A 21,111-nucleotide genomic window follows, 5' to 3' on the forward strand; every position below is an offset into this window, starting at 1 on the left:
CCGCTTCGGCTATTCGACTAATTGGGCCACAGTAGCCTGGATACCGTGCTCGCAAATATCGTAAAGATACGCGGCAATCATCGGCGTGAGACCGGGAACCGCCGTAAGATCAGTACCCCAGATGCCGGTATTGCCCAAAATCGCCTGGGCTACTTTGGCGGCACTTTGGGCGCTGCCGTCATAGTCCCGCCAGGCGGCAGCACAGAATTCCAGAGTCGGCAAATCGTCTTTCATAATAAACTCGCCGGCTGCGCGCTGGGCTTTCATGGCCGAGCCGTCAATAACGCCGTCTTTGTAAACGGTAATCAGGGCCGCCAGCGAGAATACCAGCTTCTCAGACAGTACGCCGTTCTGCTGGTAGTAAGCAAGCAGTGACGGCAGATTCCTGGTTTTGAACTTGGCGGACGAGTTAAGCAGAATACTAAGCAGATAATGCTTAATAAAAGGATTCTCAAACCGTTCAATCACACTGCCGGCGAAATCGCTCAGCATCTCCCGGTCCAGGTTAATCGACGGGACAATCTCCTCCCAGATAACCTGGCGGATAAACTTCCCCATCACCGGATGATCCATCATCTCTTTGACCGCCTCCAGCCCGTACAGATAAGCCACCGGCACCGACGCGGTGTGCGCGCCGTTCAGGATGCGGACCTTACGGGTGCGGTACGGCGACATATCGTTGGTCCAGATCACATTCAGGCCGGTTTTGGCAAAAGGCAGGCGCTCAGCTAATGCCGCCGGCCCCTCAATAACCCATAAATGGAATAATTCTCCCGTAGTTAACAACCGGTCCTGATACCCCAGATACTGTTCCAGTTCCCCCGCTTCCTCCCTGGGGTAACCGGTGACAACCCGGTCCACCAGCGTATTCACAAACGTATTGTGCTCCGACACCCAGGCTGCGAAGGCCGCCGGCAGGCCCCATTCCCGGGCCAGGCGCAGCACAATGGCCTGCAGCTGTTCCCCGTTGCGCTCGATCAGCTCGCAAGGCAGAATGACCATGCCCTTGGCCGCCTCACCCTGAAAATGCTGAAAGCGGTGATACAGGTAGACAGTCAGTTTGCCGGGGAAAGAAACAGGCGGCAGCTTGTCGGGGCGGTCCGCCGGGTCATAGATAATACCGGCTTCCGTTGTATTGGAAACGACAAATTCAATGGCCGGGTTCTCCGCACACGCCAGGCAGGCCGCCCAGTCTGTATAGGGATTGATCCCCCGGCTGACAGAGCTTATCAGTTCTTTTTGCTCAACAATCCGGCCCGCCTGCAGGCCCCGCAGCAGCAGGGTATATAACCCGTCCTGCTCATTAATGCTGCCGGCCAGCCCGTCGGCAATCGGCTGAACCACTACAATCCGGCCGTTGAATAAGCCCTGCTTGTTCAGCCGGTGAATCATCCAGTCCACAAAAGCCCGTAAAAAGTTACCCTCGCCAAACTGAATAACCCGTTCCGGCAAATGACTGGCGGCAAACACCTCCAGGTCGGCCGGCGGCTGCAGGTTTGCCAAAGTTGCTGCGTTTAATTGGTTCATCTTCTTCACTCCCGCTATTGAATTAGAACAGGCCAATGACCTTAAGGTAACGCTCCGGATGCTCGGAGATATCCTTAACCGTAGCCGGAATCTCCTCTACAGAGACTGTTTTCGTGACAAGGGCGGCCACATCGACTTTTTTCCCGGCAATCAGGCGCAGGCTTTCCGGGAACATGCCCACACTGTTACGGGAACCGACAATTGTCAGCTCTTTTTTGGTAAACAGGGCTGTCGGCAGCGGAATTTCATTCTTAGGCCAGCCGACAAAGGAAATCCGTCCGGCATAGGACACATAATCAATCGTACTGCGAATGGCGCGGGCATCCCCTGAGGCCTCGATGACAACCTCGGCCATACGCTGATTGGTGATTGTCTGAATCTCCTTAACCGCATCACCGGCAACAGGATTAACCGTGTGCCGGATTCCCAACTGCCGCGCCAGGGCCAGTCTCTCCTCCACCGGATCGACAACAATCGGGATCGCCCCTAAGGTCAGCGCATATTGGGCCGCCAGCAGACCGATGGGGCCGCAGCCGGTAATCACCACATGCTCGCCGGCCTGCGTCTTGGGCTGGGTAACCGCATGCATGGAAATAACCAGCGGCTCGGCCATCGGCAGAATATCCCAGGGAATATCATCAGGTGCTTTATGCACCAGGTGCCGGGGATGGGAAAAATACTGGGCCATACCGCCGTCAATATGTACCCCCAGCACCGTCAGATTCTCACAGCAGTTCGTGTGGCCGATCGAACACGGGTAGCAGTGGCCGCAATACACATAGGGTTCAAGAATAACCCGGTCCCCCACGGCAAAATTGGTTTCATCCGCCGGGATTTCGATAATTTCACCGGCAATCTCGTGACCAATGATCCGTGGATAGGAAACCAGCGGATTGGTACCGCGATAGGCGCCGATATCGGAGCCGCAAATACCGGCACTGCGGACCGCAATCAGAAGCTCGTCCCGGCCGCGCTGCGGCTTTTCAATCTCCGCGATTTTAATATCGCCGGGGTTTTGTAAATATACAGCTTGCATGTAAAACACTCCTTTACTTAACGAGTTCTGCCAGAATCAGGCTTAGCGGCGGATAGTAGGTCGTAACCGCCAGTGTTATCAGCAGCACTACGTAAAATGGTATGATTTCTTTAAGGAATTCGTCCATCCTTACCCCCGTCAGGTTACAGGTCAAAAACATAGTTGTCCCAAACGGTGGTGTAATGGCGCCAATCGACAAATTGAAAATCATGGTAATGCCAAAGTGTACCGGATCAATCCCCAGAGCATGCACCGTAGGCATTAATAACGGCGTCAGCACAATAATCGCCGCATTGCCGTCCAAAAACATACCGATAACCAGCAGAAACAGGTTAACAAGCAAGAGGAACATGGCCGGGTTATCCGTAAATCCAGTCAGCATGGCCGTCACATTCGCGGCAACCCCTTCCCAGGACAGTATCCAGGCAAAACCGGCTGAAGCCATTAATATCAGCATAATGGAGCCATTGGACCGGGCCGCTTCGGCCAGGGCGGTCTTAACATCGGCCCAGGTAGTCTCCCGGTAGATAAAGCCGATAATCAGTGCATAAATAACCGTTACCGCCCCGGCTTCGGTAGGGGTAAAGATACCATAGCGGATACCGCCCAGGATAATGACCATCAGCATTAGGCCCCAGACAGCATCTTTGGTCGCTATCGCTACTTCTTTAACCGACGGCATCTTCGTACGGGTTGGCTTGTAGCCGCGTTTTTTGGCAACATAGTCAACAGCCACCATTAACAACAAGGTAAGCAGTATACCTGGTCCCATGCCGCCCAGAAAGAGCTTGCCAATTGAGGTGTCGGACACAAAACCATAAATAATAAGACCAATACCGGGCGGCAGAATCGGCCCCAGCAGTGCCGACGCTGCCGTCAGGGCGGCCGCAAAGGGACGGCTGTAGCCATTGCGCACCATTTCCGGCACCAATACCTTGCAGATCATCGCCGCATCGGCCAGACCGGCGCCGGAGGGCCCGCCAATCAGCGCGCCCAGTATTACATTGGTCTGAGCCAGACCGCCGCGCATATGGCCGGTAAGCATATCAGCCAGCTTCAGCAGCCGCTGCGTAATCCCCGTATAATTTAATATTGACCCCAGCATCATAAAAAACGGAATGGCCAGCAAGGGAACATTATCGGCCCCGCCAATCATCCGCTGGATCACCATCACCGGTGACAGGTCATTGGCCACAAAAAAATAAACAAACGTTGACAGAGTAACTGCAAACGCCACCGGCACATTAATGCCGAACAGGGCCAGCATGACTAAGAAAGCAATTAAAACAGACATATTAGTGTAATTCCTCCATCTTGCATTTTTCCTCTTTACCGGTTAAATGCCGCCAGGTGCTCCGGAGGTAATAGCTAAACATAAAGACGCCGGCAACCGGGAGCGCGGCATCGACCAAAGAATAGGGAATGCCGAGTATTGGCGTCACCTTGCTGGTGGCCAGTATGGACAGCTCGGTTCCATACCAGATGACGAGACCAATTGTCACCAGTGTGCACAAATTGCCGAAAATGGTTATAATACGCCCTGGTCCCGGCGGCAGCTTTCTTGTTAACACATCAATGCTACAGTGACCTTCCGCTTTAATGACGGCGGCAGCGCCAAACATAGTCAGCCAGACAAAAGTAAAGATCGTTACTTCCTCAACCCAGCCCCAGGGGCTGCCGACAACATACCGCATAAATACATTGGCACAAGCCAGTAATATAATAAAAGCCATTAAAACCATGCCGGCAAATTCGTCAAAATTCTTAATAAAATTCCATAGCTGACGTCCCATGTTATCACTTCCTTATGCTTGTTACCCCACTGATTAATCCGGCCCCGGTTGCAAAACCGAGGCCGGGTTATGGTGGTTTACTCTTTAATGATGGAATACACCTTATCCATTATTTCAGGCGGGAATTCTTTGAATCTCTTGGGGAAATCCTTCATCGCTTCTTTAAAGGCAGCGCGGTCAACCTCGACGATCTGCACGCCGGCAGCCTTCATTTTTTCTATTGCTTCTTTGTCTGCCTTTTCATTCTCTTTTATCAGGAAACGGCCGGCTTCTTCCCCGGTTTCCTTCAACTGCTGCACGACCTCAGGCGGCAGCTTGTCAATAAATTTCTTACCGGCAATCCAGGTGGACAGATTTACCTGATGGCGGGTAAGCATCAGGTATTTCGCACCTTCAAACATTTTGCCGCCATACAATACCGGGATAGGGTTCTCCGCCCCGTTGATTACACCCTGCATCAGGCCCGGATAGGCCTCGGCCAGCGGCATCGGTGTGGCGACAGCCCCCATTGCATTCATCATTTCGTTGGACAGCTTAATGTTCGGCACCCGGATTTTCAAGCCTTTGAGGTCTTCAGGCTTAGTAACAGGTTTGGTGGCAAGCAGATGACGGTCACCATAAATCCACTTGCTGTGAACGACATATAAGCCTTTGGTCTCCAGCTTTTGGGCGAGATCTGTAAACAGGTCGCTATCCACTAATTTAAACAATTGCTCTTTATTATCAAAAATATAGGGCAGATAGGTTACACCAAACTCAGGCACATAGTCCATCAGGAAACCGCCGTCGGAGATCGTAATAACATTGGCTCCGATGATCAACTGTTCGGTTACGTCTTTTTGCGAACCAAGCTGAGAGCTGGGAAAGTACTGGAACTCAACCTTGCCGTTGCTCTTCTCTTGCATGAGACGGCCCCATTCGCGGACAGCCTTGTCATTGGGCTCACCCACGTTATTGCCATAGGCAATCTTGATAATGATCTTTTCATCAGCCGCTGCTTTCTGTTCGTCTTTCTTACCGCCACAGCCGGCCAGTACCAGTGTCAGCCCGATCACACATGCTATCAAGGCCAGTACATACCTGTTTTTACCCATGTTTTTCATGCTTGTACGTCTCCCCCTTTTTGTTTACAGCCCCTCGGCAAACCCGGTCACTGCATCGCGCCCGCAATCACCCCTGTCATGTTTGGACTAACAGCTCCGGTATAACTAATAGCAAGAAGTGTGCCAAGCTGAAATCATAGATTTTTTGGCACACCCCGGCAAATTTTGTTTCGCATCTGAAATTACATCTGTTTCATTATTGAAACAAATCCTTGGTTTTTCGCCACAAAGTAACCCGGCTAACCCCCAGCTGCCGGCACACCTCATCGGTTGAGTGTTTGGCTAACAGACATTTTATAATTTCCCCCTCCATCTGCTTCAGCGAACCACCGGCCGGTATGGTAATCGACTTACTCTGTTCGACCCGGGTCTCCTGCTCTCTGAGCACATCGTCAATATGTGCAGGTTCAATGACCTCATCCCCGCCATAAGTAATCACCTCGGCAATGTTTCGCAGCTGGCGGATGTTTCCCGGCCAGGAGTAGGCCTTCAGTATCTTCATAGCCCCGGCGCTAATCCTGACTTTCTTGCCTTCCCTGGCACTCATTCGCCTGACAAAATAGTCAAAGAGCAGCGGGATATCCTCCGCCCGTTCCCGCAGCGGCGGGATACGCAGCCCCAGCACATGAATCCGGTAATACAGGTCCTGCCGGAAAGCACCGGTTTTTACCTGCTCGAACAAATCCCGGTTTGTTGCCGAAATAATCCGCACATCCACAGGTATTATCTTATCATCGCCAATGCGCATGATCTCCTTTTCCTGCAAGACCCGCAGCAGCCGGCTCTGGATTTCAGGCGTAAGCTCGCCGATCTCATCCAGAAAAATCGTTCCCCCGTGGGCCAGTTCAAACAAGCCCTGCTTGCCGCCTTTGCGTGCCCCCGTAAAGGCCCCTTCGGCATAGCCGAACAGTTCACTTTCCAGCAGGCTGGGCGGTATTGAAGCCGTATTGACCGACACGAACGGCCCTTTGTGATACCGGCTGTGGTTGTGCACACTCTGGGCGATTACCTCTTTGCCGGTGCCGGTCTCGCCATAAATCAGCAGGTTCGATTTATAGGTGGCATAGTTTTTCGCCTTGGCAATTAATTGCTGCATGATTGCCGACCGGGCGATAATATCGTCAAAGGAACGCTTCGCATACAAACCTTTTTGATAAGAAGAAAAGCGGATTTTTCTCTCAAAAGCCTGGATACTGCTTACCTCGTGGAAGGTAATAACGTCGCCCCGTTTTTTATTATTAAACTCCAGGGGAATAATGCGGGCCAGCACGCTATTGCCATTGATGGAAACAATCTTTTCCTGATTGCGGTAGTTCAGCAAATCCACAATATGACTGAAGGTCAGCTTCTTATTGGGCTCTGTACAGATTCGTTTCGCCAGATTATTATAGAAACTCACTTTTTTATCACCGGTGACGGCAATGACCCCTTCCTCAATATTGTCGATGATCGCCGTCAGTTGGGCGGCCTGCAGTTTTTCACTTTCTTTGGCCTTGACAATCCGGACAGCCTCCTCCAGCGCTTTTCTGATCGAAACCGCGCTGGAGTCCAGCAGTTCGGCAACCAGCCCGCACTCCCTGGCTGTTTCGTATGCCATCCGGCAGCCGATTACCGCCTCAATCTGTTGCTCAGAAAACTGCAGCACCGTCTGGTGAATCTCCTGTTCATCAGTACAGGAGCGAATATACACCTCCGTATCGGCAATAGAAAAATCCCCCATTGTGCCGTCAAATAAATTGGCGCGGCTGGCAATGCCAATGCGCCGGATGCCCTGTCCGGTAAGCCGGCTCAGCACACTGAGCAGATCATTAACCGACATCGTGATCTCCACAACACTCATATTGTCAAAGCCTCTAACCTTCTCCGCCACCCCGCCGCGGCTGACAATAACCTCGGTGTCCGGATATTTATTGACAATTGCTTGCGCCTGCGCATCATCAGTCACCTCGACAATGACCTGGATGCCCATCTTTTGGGCGATTGCCGTCGCCAGATTAGCCATACCGGGAAACGGTGCTAAAAATAATATCGGTATCATGCTTATTCCTCCATCTGCCGTCCTGAAGCTGTCTCTAATTTGAATTTCGCCTAATTTCATTTCTGCAACAGCCGCTAAAATCCTCTTCCCCGGCCCCTCGCAAAATTTGGTATTATTCCCCGCCCAGGCTACAGCGACGGTGGTTCTTTTTATTTTCAGCGTTAGCATGGTTAAGCTCCAGTAAAAAAAAGAAGCAAAATGAACGTCCCCCTGCTTCTTAGGTCAGAGTCTTTGTTCCAGCTACTAGGCAGCCCCAGCAAGCTATGCTTATTAGGTGGCTGACAAGCCGACTGTTGTTACAACTAATTTCCTAAACTGTTATATAATGACTTCCGCCTGTAGAGATTATATAATGTTAATGGGACGGGTACACGGCCCGTCCCAAAACTGAATAAGGAGGTGAGACTTATGCGCTTTACGACGAAGTGGTTCACAATCACCGTCTCAAGCGGCTTTCTCTGGATGATTTATCAGATCATCAGAGAACTGTGGAAGTAGCCTCCCTATTCCTAATGCAAAGCGCTCCTGTTCTCAGCAGGGGCGTTTTGCTGTATTAACCTATGCTTATTATAACCCATTTATACCAATTGTAAAAGGTTTTGTTGCTAAATTACTTGCTAACCTGGTGAACAAACCATTGCTCATTTTGAATTATTCTCCCGGTAATTGTCATCTATTGCATTTTTTTCACTAGCGTTGCTGTCACCAAAATCTTTCAGCAAACATTAGCGGGCTGCCCCTATGCTAGCAGCAGCCCCTGAACTTGCACTTAATTATCAAACCCCTACGGCTTAACAGTTGCTTTATAGACCTGTTTGCCTTCCTTCATTTCAATAATGACCGCGTTTTTCACCGCGTCGTGGCTGGCGTTTAAGGTGGTCGATCCCGTTACGGTCGGGTAATCCTTAGTCGCCGCCAGGGCCTCGCGAATTTTGCCGGGTTCCAGGCTGCTGGCCCGTTTAATGGCATCAATCAGTACATTGGCGGCATCATAGCCAAGTACTGCCATAGCGTCAGGCGCCAGGCCGTACTCTTTTTTATATGCTTGCACAAAGGACTGGGAGGCGGCACTGGTATCATCCACCGAATAATGATTGGTAAAATAGGTATTATTCAAAGCCGCTGCCGTACCAATCTCCACCAGTTTCGGCGAATCCCAGCCATCGCCGCCGATGATCGGGGCTGTGATCCCTAATTCGCGGGCCTGCTTAACAATTTTGCCCACTTCCTCATAATAGCCGGGTACGTACAGGACTTCAGGATTCAGGGCTTTAACCTTAGTCAGGATTGTTTTAAAATCCTGGTCTTTTTGCAGATAGGCCTCTTCCGTTAAAATACTGCCGCCGCCTTTAGTGAACGACTCCTTGAAAAAAGCCGACAGGCCCTTGCTGTAGTCGCTGCTGTTGTCGACCAGGATAACCGCTTTGTTAAGCTTTAATGTATTAAGAACAAAATTGGCCCCCACCGTGCCCTGGAACGGGTCAATAAAGCAGACCCGGAACGTATATTCTTTTACCTTACCGCTTTTCTCATCAATAGTGACCTTGGGATTTGTCGCCCCTACCGCCAGAAACGGCACCTTGACCGATTCGGCCACACTGGAGGCGGCAATCGCATTGGAGCTGGCAAACATGCCGGTCACAGCCACAACTTTATCCTGAGTCGCCAGTTTGGTCATAGCATTGGCAGCCTCCGAGGGTTCACTTTTATTATCGGCAATCACGGCCTGAATCTGTTTGCCCAGCAGGCCGCCTTTCGCATTAGCCTCTTTGATTGCCATCTTTGCCCCATTGGCGGACGAGGTGCCCATTGTCGCATTGCCACCTGTCATTTCATTGAGAACACCAATTTTAACCTCATTTGCGGACGTGCCGCCACAACCGGCCAGCACAGCGGCTGCTAGCAAAGTGGCGAATACGGTAGCGGCAAACCTGAAACCAATCTTGCGCATATAAATGTCTCCCCTTCTTTTTTGGCCATCAGAATAATATTGCTGCAACAGGTTAAATCCCATTAGCTAATCCGGCCATTTTGCATGAAAAGTACAATATAAAAGTATACTGACTACATACTTTTATAGTATTTTTTCATGCTTCACACTACAATTCTAGATTATATTACATTATGGCAAGTTTTTCAAGATGTTTCGCGACAGTTATCACTAATAATTCCAATATTTTTTACCTTTTGTGCGCCGCACGTAAACACGCCCTCCTTTAGTCTGCACAGGAGGTATTATAAAAAAAATAAAACACCCCGGCAACGGTGGCTGGCGGGGTGACAGGCAAAATATTTTCCGGGCTGACTGCTTTAAATAGTATAGTCATACACAGGGGCGGTGCAGCGGACAGCCTGGCCGGCCCGGGTATGCAAAAGCTGCCCTTTGTTCAGTACCAGCTTGCCGCCGATAAGCACATAGTCAATCCCCTCAGGGACAGCATCAGGCAAGCCAAAATCAGCCTTATCCATAATGCCCTTAATATCGAACACGACCAGATCCGCATCCATGCCGGCCCGCAAACGGCCCTTGGTATGGAAACCAAGCGTCTCCGCCGGCAGCAAAGTGGCTTTCCGGATTGCTTCCATAATCGTTAATTCATAGCGTTCACCCACCATTTGCCGGAAATAGCGGGGGAAACTGCCGGCAATCTGGGGATGGCCCTCACCCGGTGCATACTCGCCGGTGTCGGTAGAGGGCATGGCATAAGGATGGCTTAAAGCCATATAAATCTCTTCCTCGATCCCGGTAAACACAACGACCGAGGCCTGGGGGTCATTAGCGCGCAAATCCCGGTACATGTCCATATCCAGCCGCCGGCCGTTATACTTGCCGGTCACAGCCAGGATATCCTCCAGTTTCCAGCCATTGGCCACCATCGACTCCTCGCTGAACAGAACCGCGCCGATATGGCTGGCCCATTGGGTATACATGCCGCTGTCAAAACGGATGTCCAGACCGTCCGCCCGGGCTTTGTCGATCACGGCCAGCGCCTCATCCATCATTCCGGTGCCATACTGATAAACCAAATGGGAGATCTGGACCCTGGCGCCGGTTTGCCTGGCAATATCGATCGCTTCCACCAGGGAATACATATCAATACTGGTGCGCATCCGCGTATCTACCGATACCACCCGCCCATAACGGGCGGCCAGCCGGCTGAGCCTGTATATCTCATCATTGGAGCTGCCGGGGGCGTAGGCCAGCCCCAGGGATAAGCCGCAGGCCCCCTCGTTCAGGGCCTTCTCGACCTGATATTCCATCCGGGCCAATTGCTCCGCCGTCGCCGGCTGGAGCGGATCGCAGGCGCCCACCGCCTCCCGCAGGCTCATCGAATGCCCGAACATTTCCGCCTGATTGATAATAAAGCCCTCTTGTTCCTGGGCGGCAAAAAAGGCCTCAATATCCAGCGGGCTCAAACCGCAATTGCCGCCCACGGTTGTGGTTATCCCCTGCCGCAGCGACAGCTCGCCGCAGTAGGCGCGCCAGTCCACATGGCCATGGATGTCGATAAAGCCGGGACAAACAATCCTGCCGTTCGCATCAATCACTTCCCGGCCGTGAATTTCCTGCTGCGTAACCGCAGTGATCTTGCCGGCCTCGATGCCGATATTGCCTTGCCGCCGGGTCAGCTGTTCCGGATCAACTACAATGCCATTTATAATTACGATATCAAACATCTTATCGCCACCTATACGATTTATTAGGGGGTGACCCGCGGCCACGGCTCAAGATTATCATATCATTTCCTCCCGCTCCACACAACAAAAAAAGCAGGTGCAAAACGGCTGCGCCTGTTGATGCTCTGGCCCATTGCGATTGCACGAAACAAGGAACCTGGCCCATTGCGATTGCACGAAACAAGGAACCTGTCCCCCTGCTTCTACCAGGCTGGAAGCGATATCCCCGAACCTGAGGTGGAAGAATACAGCGGCAAATTTAATCTAAGGATACCAAAGTCATTGCACAAGGATTTAGTAATAAAAGCCAAGGCTGAAAATATTAGTCTAAATCAAATGGCAACCTATTTGCTGGCCAAAGGACTAAATGCAAAAGTGAAGCTATGACGGCAACCCCGGTAACCCCCGGCCCTTTGCCGGAAAAAGCGTTCCGCAGGAGAAAAGCCGGGCGGTATGCCGTTAAGAAATCCGTACTGTTTGAGCGCAGCGAGTTGCGGATTTTAGGAATACCGCCCGGCTTTTCAGCTTTTGGAGGCTCCGGGCCTAGACCTTTTGGTTACTTTGGGGCAATGCCAAAAGTAAACCCATCCCCTTGTAGGTCCAGAATTATCTGCTATGCGCGACCGCGCCCAGCGGTTTTCTTGTACTGTCGATTTATAAGTTTTAAGAGGCTAAAAGTCCTGATAAAACCAGGGGCGCCAAGGTCAATGCCCGGCTTGGGCAAGGAGCCGGCAACCCAGCAACCCCGGTAACCCCCGGCCCTTTGCCGGAAAAAGCGTTCCGCAGGAGAAAAGCCGGGCGGTATTCCGTTAAGAAATCCGTACTGTTTGAGCGCAGCGAGTTGCGGATTTTAGGAATACCGCCCGGCTTTTCAGCTTTTGGAGGCTCCGGGCCTAGACCTTTTGTTACTTTTGGGGCAATGCCAAAAGTAATCCCATCCCCTTATAGGTCCAGAATTAGCTGCTATGCATAAAGCCCCAAGACGGCGCCAACGGTTTTTCCTGGCTGGGAGCCGGTAAAAATGAAGCCCTTGTTCCAGCATAAGCCCCCGTACCGGCCGGAAAAATCGCGGCCGCCCTGCATCTCTACTTGCAAATTGCCGGAAACAGGCTATAATTAGAAATAGGTGGAAATAAAAAGTCGCCGTGACCCGAAAGTGTTCGAGCACTTCCGGGCCCGCGCAAGGTGTACGCAGCACACCTACACGTAACAGCAAGCTGTCCACGACGACATTTCTATTATACACCGGGCTTTCGCCCCAGCACAAGCGGGGGAGGAAAGCACGGGGTTTAAGAGATGTTGACGTCGGCTCCGGGCTGTAAGTGCGACAGACGCAGCAGACCATGCACTCTTCCCTCAATCTGCCAATGTCAGCAGCGGGGCCAGACAGAACTGACCGGCCCGACTGCCTTGCTGACCGGTCCGGCTTATTGGCATTGGGGCTTTAGCAGTTGACAAAGCCAAACGCATGTGTAGGGTACAAGCCTTCGCATGCGTTTTTTATTTCCCCCTGTAAAAACCCGGGGCAGCGGCCTGCGGGCTGCTGCCCCGGCTTAAGTATAGGGGGTATACATTGTGTCTGACGAAAACAGAACCCGGCTCCGGCCAGCCGCCGGCCCCAGGCGCCGGCGGCCCAGTGCCGGCCAGGCAGACCGGGATGGACTACAACGGCTGTTAAACCAGGTTTTTGATCAGTATATTGCTGCCAGGGTGGAACAAATCCTCTTGCGGGCCGGCACGCAGGATGCCGACTACCGGGAAACAGGCGAGAAAGTCAGCGCCGCCCTCGGCCAGTTGCTGGCACTGTCCCGGCAACTGAAAGGCCTGCAGCCGGAAATGACCGGTCTGGTTATGGATTTCGAGTCCTGGACAACGCTGGAATCGGGGCAGGCGGCGGAAATTGCCTACCGTCAGGGTTTGCGGGACAGCAGCGAGGTCTGCCGGGAGCTGATGGCCTGCCTGCAGCGGCAGGGTGATTGAAAACCGCCAGCCAGTGCCCCAGGACGGATAAAATCCTGCAAACCCTTATGCGGTCTGCAGGATTTTAGCTTAGGCATCCTTGCCCAAAACATGGACCTTAACATTCTTAATGCCAAAATCGTAGGCCTTAGCGACCGAGGGCACGGCAACATCAATCCGGTTGCCTTTAATGGCCCCGCCCGTATCCTCGGCCACGGCATACTGGCTTGTACCGTCGGGATATTCAATATAGACCCGTGTACCCAGGGGAATCACATTGGGATCAACAGCAACGATCCCGGGGCGGACCGTGGTGCCTAAAAAGGTTTTATCCCCCCACTGCCCGTTGTCATGTGCGCCCGGGGCATAAGCAGTGGCTTTAACATCAAGCACCTTGGTGGCATTGGCCGGCGCCTTGTCGGCGGCCGGAGAAGCCTGCACTTTTTTTGTGGTTTGCTTTGTATTTGGTTTTGTATTTTGTTTTGCGGCCTCTTTTGGGCCTGGCTTGGCAGTTTGTTCCGCAACCGGGGTTTTACTCTGCGCCTGCTGGCTGCGCTGGGCGGCGGCGGCTTTCGCCTGGGCTTTGGCCAGCTTCTTCTGGGGAACCCTGCTTTCCGACTTAAAATTAAAAGGTCCCTTCGGGGTTTTGGCCATCTGCTGCGTGGCCTGCGCAGGCTGCGGGGCCTGCTCCGGGGCCGCTGAGGCCTGGGCCGTCGCCGGCACGCCCGGCAGCAAGGCCGAAGTAACCAATGCCGCCCCGGCGACAGCGGCGGCGGCCGCCATCCGTTTGAATCGGCGTTTAAGCGAGCGGGAATGTTTGCGCTGCGGTTTATGGTGCATCAAATTCGCCTCCTTTCCCAAACTATTATTTATAGTTTCTGTTAAATGCCCTTTTCAATGCACAGCAGTTTTTTACAAGCAAAATTCGCAACAGCAGCTATAAGCTCAGCAATAATTGCTCCAGCTCCGTCACGGAGGCCACAAGATAATCGGCCCCGGCCTGCCTCAGTTCAGCCGGGCCGCCGTAGCCGTAACTCACGCCAATCGCAGCAAGCCCATTGCTGCGGGCGCCGCTGATGTCATGTTTTCTGTCACCGATCATAATAACGTCTGCCGGTTCAACCTGCGGCAACTGTGACAAAATACAGGCAATAACCTCCGCTTTATGGATGCGGCTGCCGTCAAGGTGGCTGCCGACAATGGCCTTAAAAAAATGCCCTAAGCCAAAGTGGGCAATAATCTGCTCCGAGAAAACTGTCGGCTTGGAGGTGGCAATGATTAGATCCCGGCCGGTGGCGGCCAACCGGGTCAGCATGGTTTCCACACCGGGATACACAGCATTCTCATACATGCCGGCCTGAACGAAATATTCCCGGTAATACCCGACCGCAGCCTGGGCGGCCGCCGGGCTGAGGGAGTAAAACTCCTGGAAGGATTCGGTCAGCGGCGGACCAATAAACGGGATCAAGCGGTCTAAATCGGGTTCAATAATATTACATTTCCGCAGGGCATATTGTACTGATTTTGTGATGCCAATTTTAGGATCGGTCAGTGTCCCGTCCAGATCAAACAATATTACCTGATATTTCAATCCAATCACCTCAAAAAACGTCGAATTTTACTTTGTTTTGTTGACAAGCCCGTAAAAAGGCTGTTACAATAAAGCCTAAATAATAAAAACTAGCTTGTTGGGGACCGGCCCCGGAAGTCGTTAGCGGCAACCGCAAATTGCTGTTATGTCCATATACTGCCTTTGACGGGGTAAAGCCCGGACAGGGAAGTTTCGCTCATATACTGCCAAGCGGAGTTTCCCTGCCAGGGCTTTTTGCATTTCCCCCACACTAACACAGGAGGCTTGTACATGGACTTATTAAAACAAAGAATCCAGGCTGACGGTCTGATTTTGAATAATTCCCTGCTAAAGGTTGACTCTTTTCTCAATCAGCAGATTGACCCCGAACTAATGATGAAAATTGCGGAAGAATTTGTCAGCCGCTTTCAAGGCGAAAAAATCACCAAAATATTAACCATTGAAGCTTCCGGTATTGCCGCGTCGGTAATGACCGGGCTCATTCTGCGGGTGCCTGTTATTTTCGCGCGCAAGCGCAAGCCAAAGGTAACCGGTGATGATGTGTATACGGCTAACGTCTATTCTTATACCAAGGGTGAAAGCAATAACATCATTATCTCCAGACAGTTTTTACAGGCCGATGACCGGGTGCTGATTATTGATGATTTCTTGGCCAATGGCGAGGCCGCCGCCGGCCTGGCCAATATTGTCGAGCAGGCTAAGGCCAAAGTCGTCGGGATAGGCATTGTCATTGAAAAGTCTTTCCAGCCCGGGGCCCAGAAATTAGCCGCCGCCGGCTACCGGGTTGAATCACTCGCCCGGATAAAATCGTTTGCCAACGGCCAGGTCAACTTCCTCTAAGCCTTATCAGGCAGCAGAACCGGCCCTGCTGCCGGCGATATAGCCGCTGCTGCAGACTTACAGGCCGGCGTTAGTTGCTTCAATATGAATAACCTCTACATCAGTAGTAGCTATCAGCCGGTAGCTGCTCTTATTTTCTCCTGCCAGCCGTTTCAGAAACCACCGCCGGCCCAGGTCCTTTCTCGTCGGCAGGGATAGTGCAACCACCAGCCGGTTTGTGCCGGCAGTCAGGCACGCCGGAAACAACGCCTGGCTGCTCTTGCTGACAACCGGATGCGGCACGGCGGCATTAACCTGGCAGAAAATGATTTCCGGCCCGTCTTTTTCAATCTGCCCGCTAATCTCCTGCATTATATCGGCTGCGGCGCAACCGGCTTTAGGCTCAATTAAAATAGCGAGATTATATATTTTCAAAGCAATCACTCCCGTACAGGCTGGGCCTGATATTGTACCGCTTTCCTGCTGTCAGCCCTTAAAGCGCTGCAAAATGTGCCAGCAGCAGACACTTTTCGTTACTGTCTTCCGCCCGGCGGCCCGGGGCCGGCAGGGAGGCAAAACCAGCCTGCTTATACATGGGGTTATCCCAGGTGCAAACAATGACCTCAAACTTGCCCGCGCCATGGTGAAGCCTGATCCTGCGGATACGTTCCTGCAGCATCAGCGCATTAATACCCTGATGCCGCCATTCAGGCACAACCGTAGCCCACGACAATTCATAAACGGAAAAACCGCACATGGACTGAGCCCAGGCAGCCACGCCGATTACCTTGTCCCGGGCCAGGGCGAGAATGAATCTGGCCCGGATATAGCCTTCGATGTCACCATTGAGAAAAGCTCTCATTTCAGCCTTTACATACAGCAGGCTTTCTTCTTCCCAGCCGCCGCTGATAAATACGTTCAGCGCTTCCTCAAATCGGTCTGCTGTTAAATCAACGAATTTAACATTGAACATACTGCTCCTCCTTATGCTTGTCTGCCAGTCCGGCCCAGCCAAGCCCCTGTCTCCGGTCAAAAGGGATTATGGCTTCTGATTCGGGATGGCAAATACCTTTTCCTTTATTTCACCAGGCATAAATATCGACAAATCTGCAACTCTACCTTGTCACCGGCAGGGATATTGTCAGGCCATAACGAAAAAAGCTTAATTCCCAATGCCGGCAAGGAGGGTTACATGCTTGAAGTCCAGCAAATTTATCCTTTTATTATTATTTTGCAGCGTCATCAGCATCATTCTTTATTCGCAGCGTTTTTTTACGGCTGAATTATTAACAATTGAAAGCAATATTGAAGTAGTGCAAAATCGCCATATTAAGCACTCCCGTATGGTTGTTGATATTCAGACCAAAATCAACAAAGTTCCTTTACTGCTGTGGAAATATATGCTGGCTGACTCAGGGGAGAAGAAAGCTTACTTTTCCAAGCAGCTGACTGAACAGATTGGCGAGATTGAAACCGAGCAGCTAGTCACTTTTAACAAGGATTCGGAAGAAATGATCCTGTATAGTTATGTACAGAAAAACTGGCTTGATTATAAAAATTTCGTTATCAAAACAATGGCCGCCGACAAAAACAATGAACCGCTGCTTGCCCTGGAAGCATTGACAGCAAGCCTGATTTACCTGGAGCGGGTCAATGACAGTATGAAAATGATTGTGGATTTCCATCAAAATGATGTCTCGCAAAAAACGGCAAATGTGGCCGCCATTGCCACAAGCTCCAAACACAATGCATTTGTATTCTCTTTTATTGCTGTTGCCGTCTTCCTGTTCGTTGTCTTCATTGCCTTCGGGAAAATTATCTTAACCGAAAAACAGCTGCGCAAACAAGTACTGGCCCTGGCGGAAAAAAATGCCCTGCTGGCCGAAAAAAACCTGAGAATCAGGCAATTGGCTTATGAGGATAATCTTACTGGGTTAGCCAACAGGTATGCCTTTCAATCCGCCCTGGCCAAAGAATTAAGTGCGGCCTGGCTGAACAACAGCGCCGGCGCTGTCGTTTTTTTGGACATTGATGACTTTAAGCAGGTCAACGACCGCTATGGCCATGCGGTCGGCGATGAACTTCTGGCCACGATCGGTACCCGTATTAAATCCCTGCTGGACCCGGAAATTTCTTTCGGTGCCCGTTTCGGCGGCGATGAATTTGCCCTGTTCTTCCGCAACATTACTGCGGCCGGGATTGTCCCGGTACTTGATACATTCCTTAACGTGGTTTTTATACCGGCGGAAATTCAGGGTATAACCCTTCATCCCAAGGCCAGTATTGGTGTGGCTTTTTACCCCCGGCAGGATACCGATACGGCCGGCCTGCTAAAAAAAGCGGATATTGCGATGTACCAGGCCAAGGGTAAAAAGAATGCCTATGTGCTGTATGATGACAGTATGCAATAAGCAGCCGGCCTTAACACACCGCAAAGTAAATTAAACCCCCGTAGCGCTGACGCCTGGCGCTAACGGGGGTTTTCCATATGGTTGAGGGCTCTTTCTTCGGCCGGAATCCGGATAAAAAGCAGCAGGGCCGCATTACAGAGGGTAGCCGCCGCCGCTGTCCAGACTGCGCCGAAGAGCAGCGGTACCGCCGCCAGTTCTATGGCTACTGCCAGATAGTTCGGATGCCGGAAATAGCGGTAAGGACCGCGCCGGCTATAGGGCTGGCCGGGAATAACCAGAATCCGGGTATTCCAGCAGCGCCCCAGGCTGATGATGCACCAGTACCGCAGCAATTGGGCCCCGGCAAACAGACTCAGCCACACCGGCCATACGGCTGATAACGCACCGGCCGCCTGCCCTTCCAGCACCCAGCCGGCCAGCCAGCTGCCGTGGAGGATGAAAAATAACCGGTAATGGTTAGCCCCATATTCCCGCGCGCCACAGGCCAGCGCCCGGCGGCGGTTGCTCTGGGCCAGCAGTAATTCGCCCAGCCGCTGCCCGGCAATGATCGCCGCCATGCTCGCAATGGCCCCGGCTACCACCGGAACAACACCTGCTCAGCGCTGAATCCCGGTCCCAAAGCCAGCATCAGTCCATACCGGTCAACCGGCTTGACGGTTGCCATAAACCGTTCCAGGACAAACAGCACCGACGCGCTTGACATATTGCCATAGCCTGCCAGTACAGTATAAGCGTTCCTGAGCTTATCGGCCGATAAAGCAAGGCTTTCCGCATAAGCGCCCAGTACTTTTGCGCCGCCGGGATGTACCACATAATGGACCACGTCGTCGGCGGCAATCCCGTTGCTGCCGCACATGGTGCCTGCCAGCTCCGGCAAATACCGGCGAATAATACTGGGTATATCCCGCGAGAACCGTACCTGCAGCCCGCCGTCGACAACATCCCAGCCCATAATATCCTCCGTATCAGGGAACAAGGTGCTATAGCTGTCGATAATGGCCGGGCCGTAGCCGCCCGGGGCAATGACGGCAGCGGCGGCGCCATCGGCAAACAGACTTGTCCCCACCAGGTTAGCCTTCGAATAATCGCCGCGCTGGAAGGTTAAACTGCATAATTCAACAGTCACGAGTAACACGGCCTTGCCTTTAAGAGAATAGCAAAACTGAGCGGCCCTGGCAATGCCGGTCACGCCCCCGGCACAGCCCAGCCCCCAGACCGGCAGCCGGCAGGTATTGGGCGGCAAGCCTAAGCTTTGGATCAGCCGGGCATCCAGGGTGGGGGTGGCAATACCGGTTGAGGAAACAAAAATAATCATACCGATATCAGCCGCCCCTACACCGGCCCGCTCAATCGCCTGGCTCGCTGCCTGTTCTGCCAGTTCCAGGGCCGCCTGCTCATAGATCCGGTTGGCTTCGGCAAAGGTATGTGGCTGCGCGTACCATTCCAGGGGCTGGGATAAATGCCTGACAGCAATCAGACTGTTCTCAAACACCGGCAGCAGCCGGTCCAGATTGTGCAGGCTGTCGCGAAACAGGGTGGCCACAAAACCTTTAATATCCTCTTGCCGCAGACAATAAGGCGGTACTGCTGTTCCCACCGCTAACACTTGCGGAACTCCCACATGCATCCCTCCTGCTCACTTTAAAGCAACTACTATAAAGCTATTGCAGCAGTGATAAAAAATGCCTGTCAGATAAATATATTCCTGGAAAATTTATAAAATGGCAGCACCGGCCGGCCACGCCCCCGTTCAATGCAACGGCAGTTCCTCCGGCTGATAATACTTGCCCGGCTGCGTTGCCGCCCCCGGCACCTGCCGGTGGCTGGCAGCATAGCGGATACCGGCAAACTCGGCCAGGTCCCGCTCCACAGTCACCAGATCAGTGCGTTCCAGGTCTTTTAACGCCTGCTTGCCGACAGCCTGCGCGGCCAGCTGCATTTCCACAGTACAGGAGTTGAGAAAATTCGCCAAATGCCTGGCAGCCTTATCAACATCAAGCTTATCGGTAATCCTGCCGCTATACAGTGCCAGCTGGGAAGGCGGGGTCTGGGGCAGGGCTTTAACCACCTGGGCCTGCATCGCCGCCATCAAAGCAATTGTGCCGATATAGACGGCGTCAGCCCCCAGTGCCAGGGCCTTCAGAAAATGGCCGGGCGTTGTCAGGCCGCCGGCAGCAATCACACTGAAGCGGTCCCGCAGGTGATTATCCTCCAGCCAGTCTACTGTGCGCACCAGGGTATGGAAAGTCGGCAGGCCGACATTATCCTGCAGGGTCGGGTTGGAGGCCGAGGTTCCCCCTTCCGAGCCGTCAACTACAATATAGTCGGCCTGGGTTTGGGCAATCACGGCCAGTTCATATTCTATATAGTCAGTGCCGGCAATTTTTACCCCCACCGGTACCTCATACTGCTCTTTCATTGCATTAACCATATTTATATAATCCTGCGGTGTTTGTTTGCCGGGCATTCTGGCATAGACCGTGTGGCTTTGCCCGGCCTCCAGCTGCCAGGCTTTGCGCAGGTGCCGCCCGATCTGCTCAGCCGGCATCGGCTCATCGACAGCCCCGCCCCAGGCCCCCTGTCCCAGCTGAATTTCAATCGCATCCAGCTGTTCTAGCTGTTCCCGGCCGCTTAACTGGCCGCCCCGGTGATACTGGCCTACCAGATATCTGGCCGCGTCCCGCTCTTCTTTAACAACCGCCGATTCACCGGTATTGGTTGAGGTTCCCGCCATCGCCGCCCCTTGGGCCAGAGCGGTTTTCATCAGCAGGCTCAGCGAACCGCCGTAAGACATGCCGGTAATCATAATCGGGATGTCTAGCCGTAACGGGCGTTTAGCGTAGGGGCCAATAACCGTTTGGGTAGCCACCTGGGTATAATCAGGATAAGGCAACTGAAAGAGCTGTTTGGGATTAAGCAGTATTTTATCCCAGGGTGACAGTACCACCGGGCTCCCCAGCGGTCTGACCAGTTCCTTGCCGGCCTCGGCCCGCATAGCCGCCTCCATGATGGCCCGCGGTGATAATTTCTCGGCTACAGTGACCATTAAAAACGGGTTATCCGGGTAATCTTCGGTAAGCGTTTTCGCCATCGCCTCATCAGCCATGGGGTCCATCATTTTCATCATCATCCAGCTTAATAGCATAGCTACCACCT

19 protein-coding genes are annotated in these 21,111 nt (G+C 52.6%); 4 read left to right on the plus strand and 15 right to left on the minus strand.

Annotated elements, in window-relative coordinates; all coding sequences use genetic code 11:
• Positions 1–9 precede the first annotated feature (9 nt).
• The 8 genes from SPTER_RS18360 to SPTER_RS18395 form a co-directional block, all read right to left on the minus strand.
• The gene (locus tag SPTER_RS18360; protein WP_144351714.1) at positions 10–1,527 is read right to left on the minus strand and encodes a tagaturonate reductase; all 1,518 of its coding nucleotides are present in this window, start codon (positions 1,525–1,527) and stop codon (positions 10–12) included.
• Between the two features lie 22 nt (positions 1,528–1,549).
• Positions 1,550–2,563 carry a zinc-binding alcohol dehydrogenase family protein gene (locus SPTER_RS18365; protein ID WP_170233320.1) on the minus strand — a complete coding sequence of 338 codons (1,014 nt, stop codon included), beginning with the start codon at positions 2,561–2,563 and terminating at the stop codon, positions 1,550–1,552.
• A gap of 13 nt (positions 2,564–2,576) precedes the next feature.
• Entirely contained in the window at positions 2,577–3,857 is a 1,281-nt protein-coding gene (locus SPTER_RS18370; protein ID WP_144351716.1) for a TRAP transporter large permease, read from the minus strand.
• Position 3,858: 1 nt separating this feature from the next.
• Positions 3,859–4,356, minus strand: a complete 498-nt coding sequence (locus tag SPTER_RS18375) for a TRAP transporter small permease (protein ID WP_144351717.1) — start codon at positions 4,354–4,356, stop codon at positions 3,859–3,861.
• A 77-nt stretch (positions 4,357–4,433) separates the two neighbouring features.
• Positions 4,434–5,459, minus strand: coding sequence for a C4-dicarboxylate TRAP transporter substrate-binding protein (locus tag SPTER_RS18380; RefSeq protein WP_144351718.1), 1,026 nt, complete (start codon positions 5,457–5,459; stop codon positions 4,434–4,436).
• 196 nt (positions 5,460–5,655) lie between these two features.
• A complete protein-coding gene (locus tag SPTER_RS18385; protein WP_170233321.1) occupies positions 5,656–7,497 on the minus strand; it encodes a sigma 54-interacting transcriptional regulator in 1,842 nt (613 codons plus the stop codon).
• Between the two features lie 784 nt (positions 7,498–8,281).
• Positions 8,282–9,448, minus strand: a complete 1,167-nt coding sequence (locus SPTER_RS18390) for an ABC transporter substrate-binding protein (protein ID WP_144351720.1) — start codon at positions 9,446–9,448, stop codon at positions 8,282–8,284.
• Positions 9,449–9,807: 359 nt separating this feature from the next.
• The gene (locus SPTER_RS18395; RefSeq protein ID WP_144351721.1) at positions 9,808–11,175 is read right to left on the minus strand and encodes an N-acyl-D-amino-acid deacylase family protein; all 1,368 of its coding nucleotides are present in this window, start codon (positions 11,173–11,175) and stop codon (positions 9,808–9,810) included.
• 30 nt (positions 11,176–11,205) lie between these two features.
• Between SPTER_RS18395 and SPTER_RS18400 the strand changes: the two genes are divergently transcribed.
• Both SPTER_RS18400 and SPTER_RS18405 read left to right on the plus strand, forming a co-directional pair.
• Positions 11,206–11,562, plus strand: coding sequence for a toxin-antitoxin system HicB family antitoxin (locus tag SPTER_RS18400; protein WP_246105352.1), 357 nt, complete (start codon positions 11,206–11,208; stop codon positions 11,560–11,562).
• Positions 11,563–12,750: 1,188 nt separating this feature from the next.
• On the plus strand, positions 12,751–13,155 hold the full coding sequence (locus tag SPTER_RS18405) for a hypothetical protein (protein ID WP_144351723.1): 405 nt from the start codon (positions 12,751–12,753) through the stop codon (positions 13,153–13,155).
• Between the two features lie 69 nt (positions 13,156–13,224).
• Here SPTER_RS18405 and SPTER_RS18410 read toward each other — a convergent pair whose 3' ends face one another.
• Together SPTER_RS18410 and SPTER_RS18415 are read right to left on the minus strand one after the other, a co-directional pair.
• On the minus strand, positions 13,225–13,974 hold the full coding sequence (locus tag SPTER_RS18410) for a 3D domain-containing protein (protein ID WP_246105353.1): 750 nt from the start codon (positions 13,972–13,974) through the stop codon (positions 13,225–13,227).
• A 97-nt stretch (positions 13,975–14,071) separates the two neighbouring features.
• Positions 14,072–14,734: an HAD family hydrolase gene (locus SPTER_RS18415; RefSeq protein ID WP_246105354.1), complete on the minus strand. Its 663-nt coding sequence runs from the start codon at positions 14,732–14,734 to the stop codon at positions 14,072–14,074.
• A 261-nt stretch (positions 14,735–14,995) separates the two neighbouring features.
• Between SPTER_RS18415 and SPTER_RS18420 the strand changes: the two genes are divergently transcribed.
• Positions 14,996–15,565 (plus strand): xanthine phosphoribosyltransferase, encoded by a 570-nt coding sequence (locus SPTER_RS18420; protein WP_144351724.1) that lies wholly within the window; start codon positions 14,996–14,998, stop codon positions 15,563–15,565.
• A 57-nt stretch (positions 15,566–15,622) separates the two neighbouring features.
• On the opposite strand, the gene SPTER_RS18425 is transcribed toward SPTER_RS18420, so the two are convergent.
• Together SPTER_RS18425 and SPTER_RS18430 are read right to left on the minus strand one after the other, a co-directional pair.
• A complete protein-coding gene (locus SPTER_RS18425; RefSeq protein ID WP_144351725.1) occupies positions 15,623–15,979 on the minus strand; it encodes a hypothetical protein in 357 nt (118 codons plus the stop codon).
• A gap of 58 nt (positions 15,980–16,037) precedes the next feature.
• On the minus strand, positions 16,038–16,517 hold the full coding sequence (locus tag SPTER_RS18430) for a GNAT family N-acetyltransferase (RefSeq protein WP_144351726.1): 480 nt from the start codon (positions 16,515–16,517) through the stop codon (positions 16,038–16,040).
• A 223-nt stretch (positions 16,518–16,740) separates the two neighbouring features.
• On the opposite strand from SPTER_RS18430, the gene SPTER_RS18435 reads away from it, so the two are divergent.
• The gene (locus tag SPTER_RS18435; protein WP_170233322.1) at positions 16,741–17,955 is read left to right on the plus strand and encodes a diguanylate cyclase domain-containing protein; all 1,215 of its coding nucleotides are present in this window, start codon (positions 16,741–16,743) and stop codon (positions 17,953–17,955) included.
• A 59-nt stretch (positions 17,956–18,014) separates the two neighbouring features.
• On the opposite strand, the gene SPTER_RS18440 is transcribed toward SPTER_RS18435, so the two are convergent.
• The 3 genes from SPTER_RS18440 to SPTER_RS18450 form a co-directional block, all read right to left on the minus strand.
• Entirely contained in the window at positions 18,015–18,536 is a 522-nt protein-coding gene (locus tag SPTER_RS18440; protein ID WP_144351728.1) for an isoprenylcysteine carboxyl methyltransferase family protein, read from the minus strand.
• Complete coding sequence (locus SPTER_RS18445; protein WP_246105355.1) at positions 18,530–19,582, minus strand: type III polyketide synthase; 1,053 nt, start codon at positions 19,580–19,582, stop codon at positions 18,530–18,532. Before SPTER_RS18445 ends, SPTER_RS18440 begins: the two co-directional genes overlap by 7 nt.
• Before the next feature lie 123 nt (positions 19,583–19,705).
• Complete coding sequence (locus SPTER_RS18450; RefSeq protein WP_144351730.1) at positions 19,706–21,100, minus strand: FMN-binding glutamate synthase family protein; 1,395 nt, start codon at positions 21,098–21,100, stop codon at positions 19,706–19,708.
• Positions 21,101–21,111 lie beyond the last annotated feature (11 nt).

Source organism: Sporomusa termitida (assembly GCF_007641255.1).
In the GTDB taxonomy this organism is placed as follows: domain Bacteria; phylum Bacillota; class Negativicutes; order Sporomusales; family Sporomusaceae; genus Sporomusa; species Sporomusa termitida.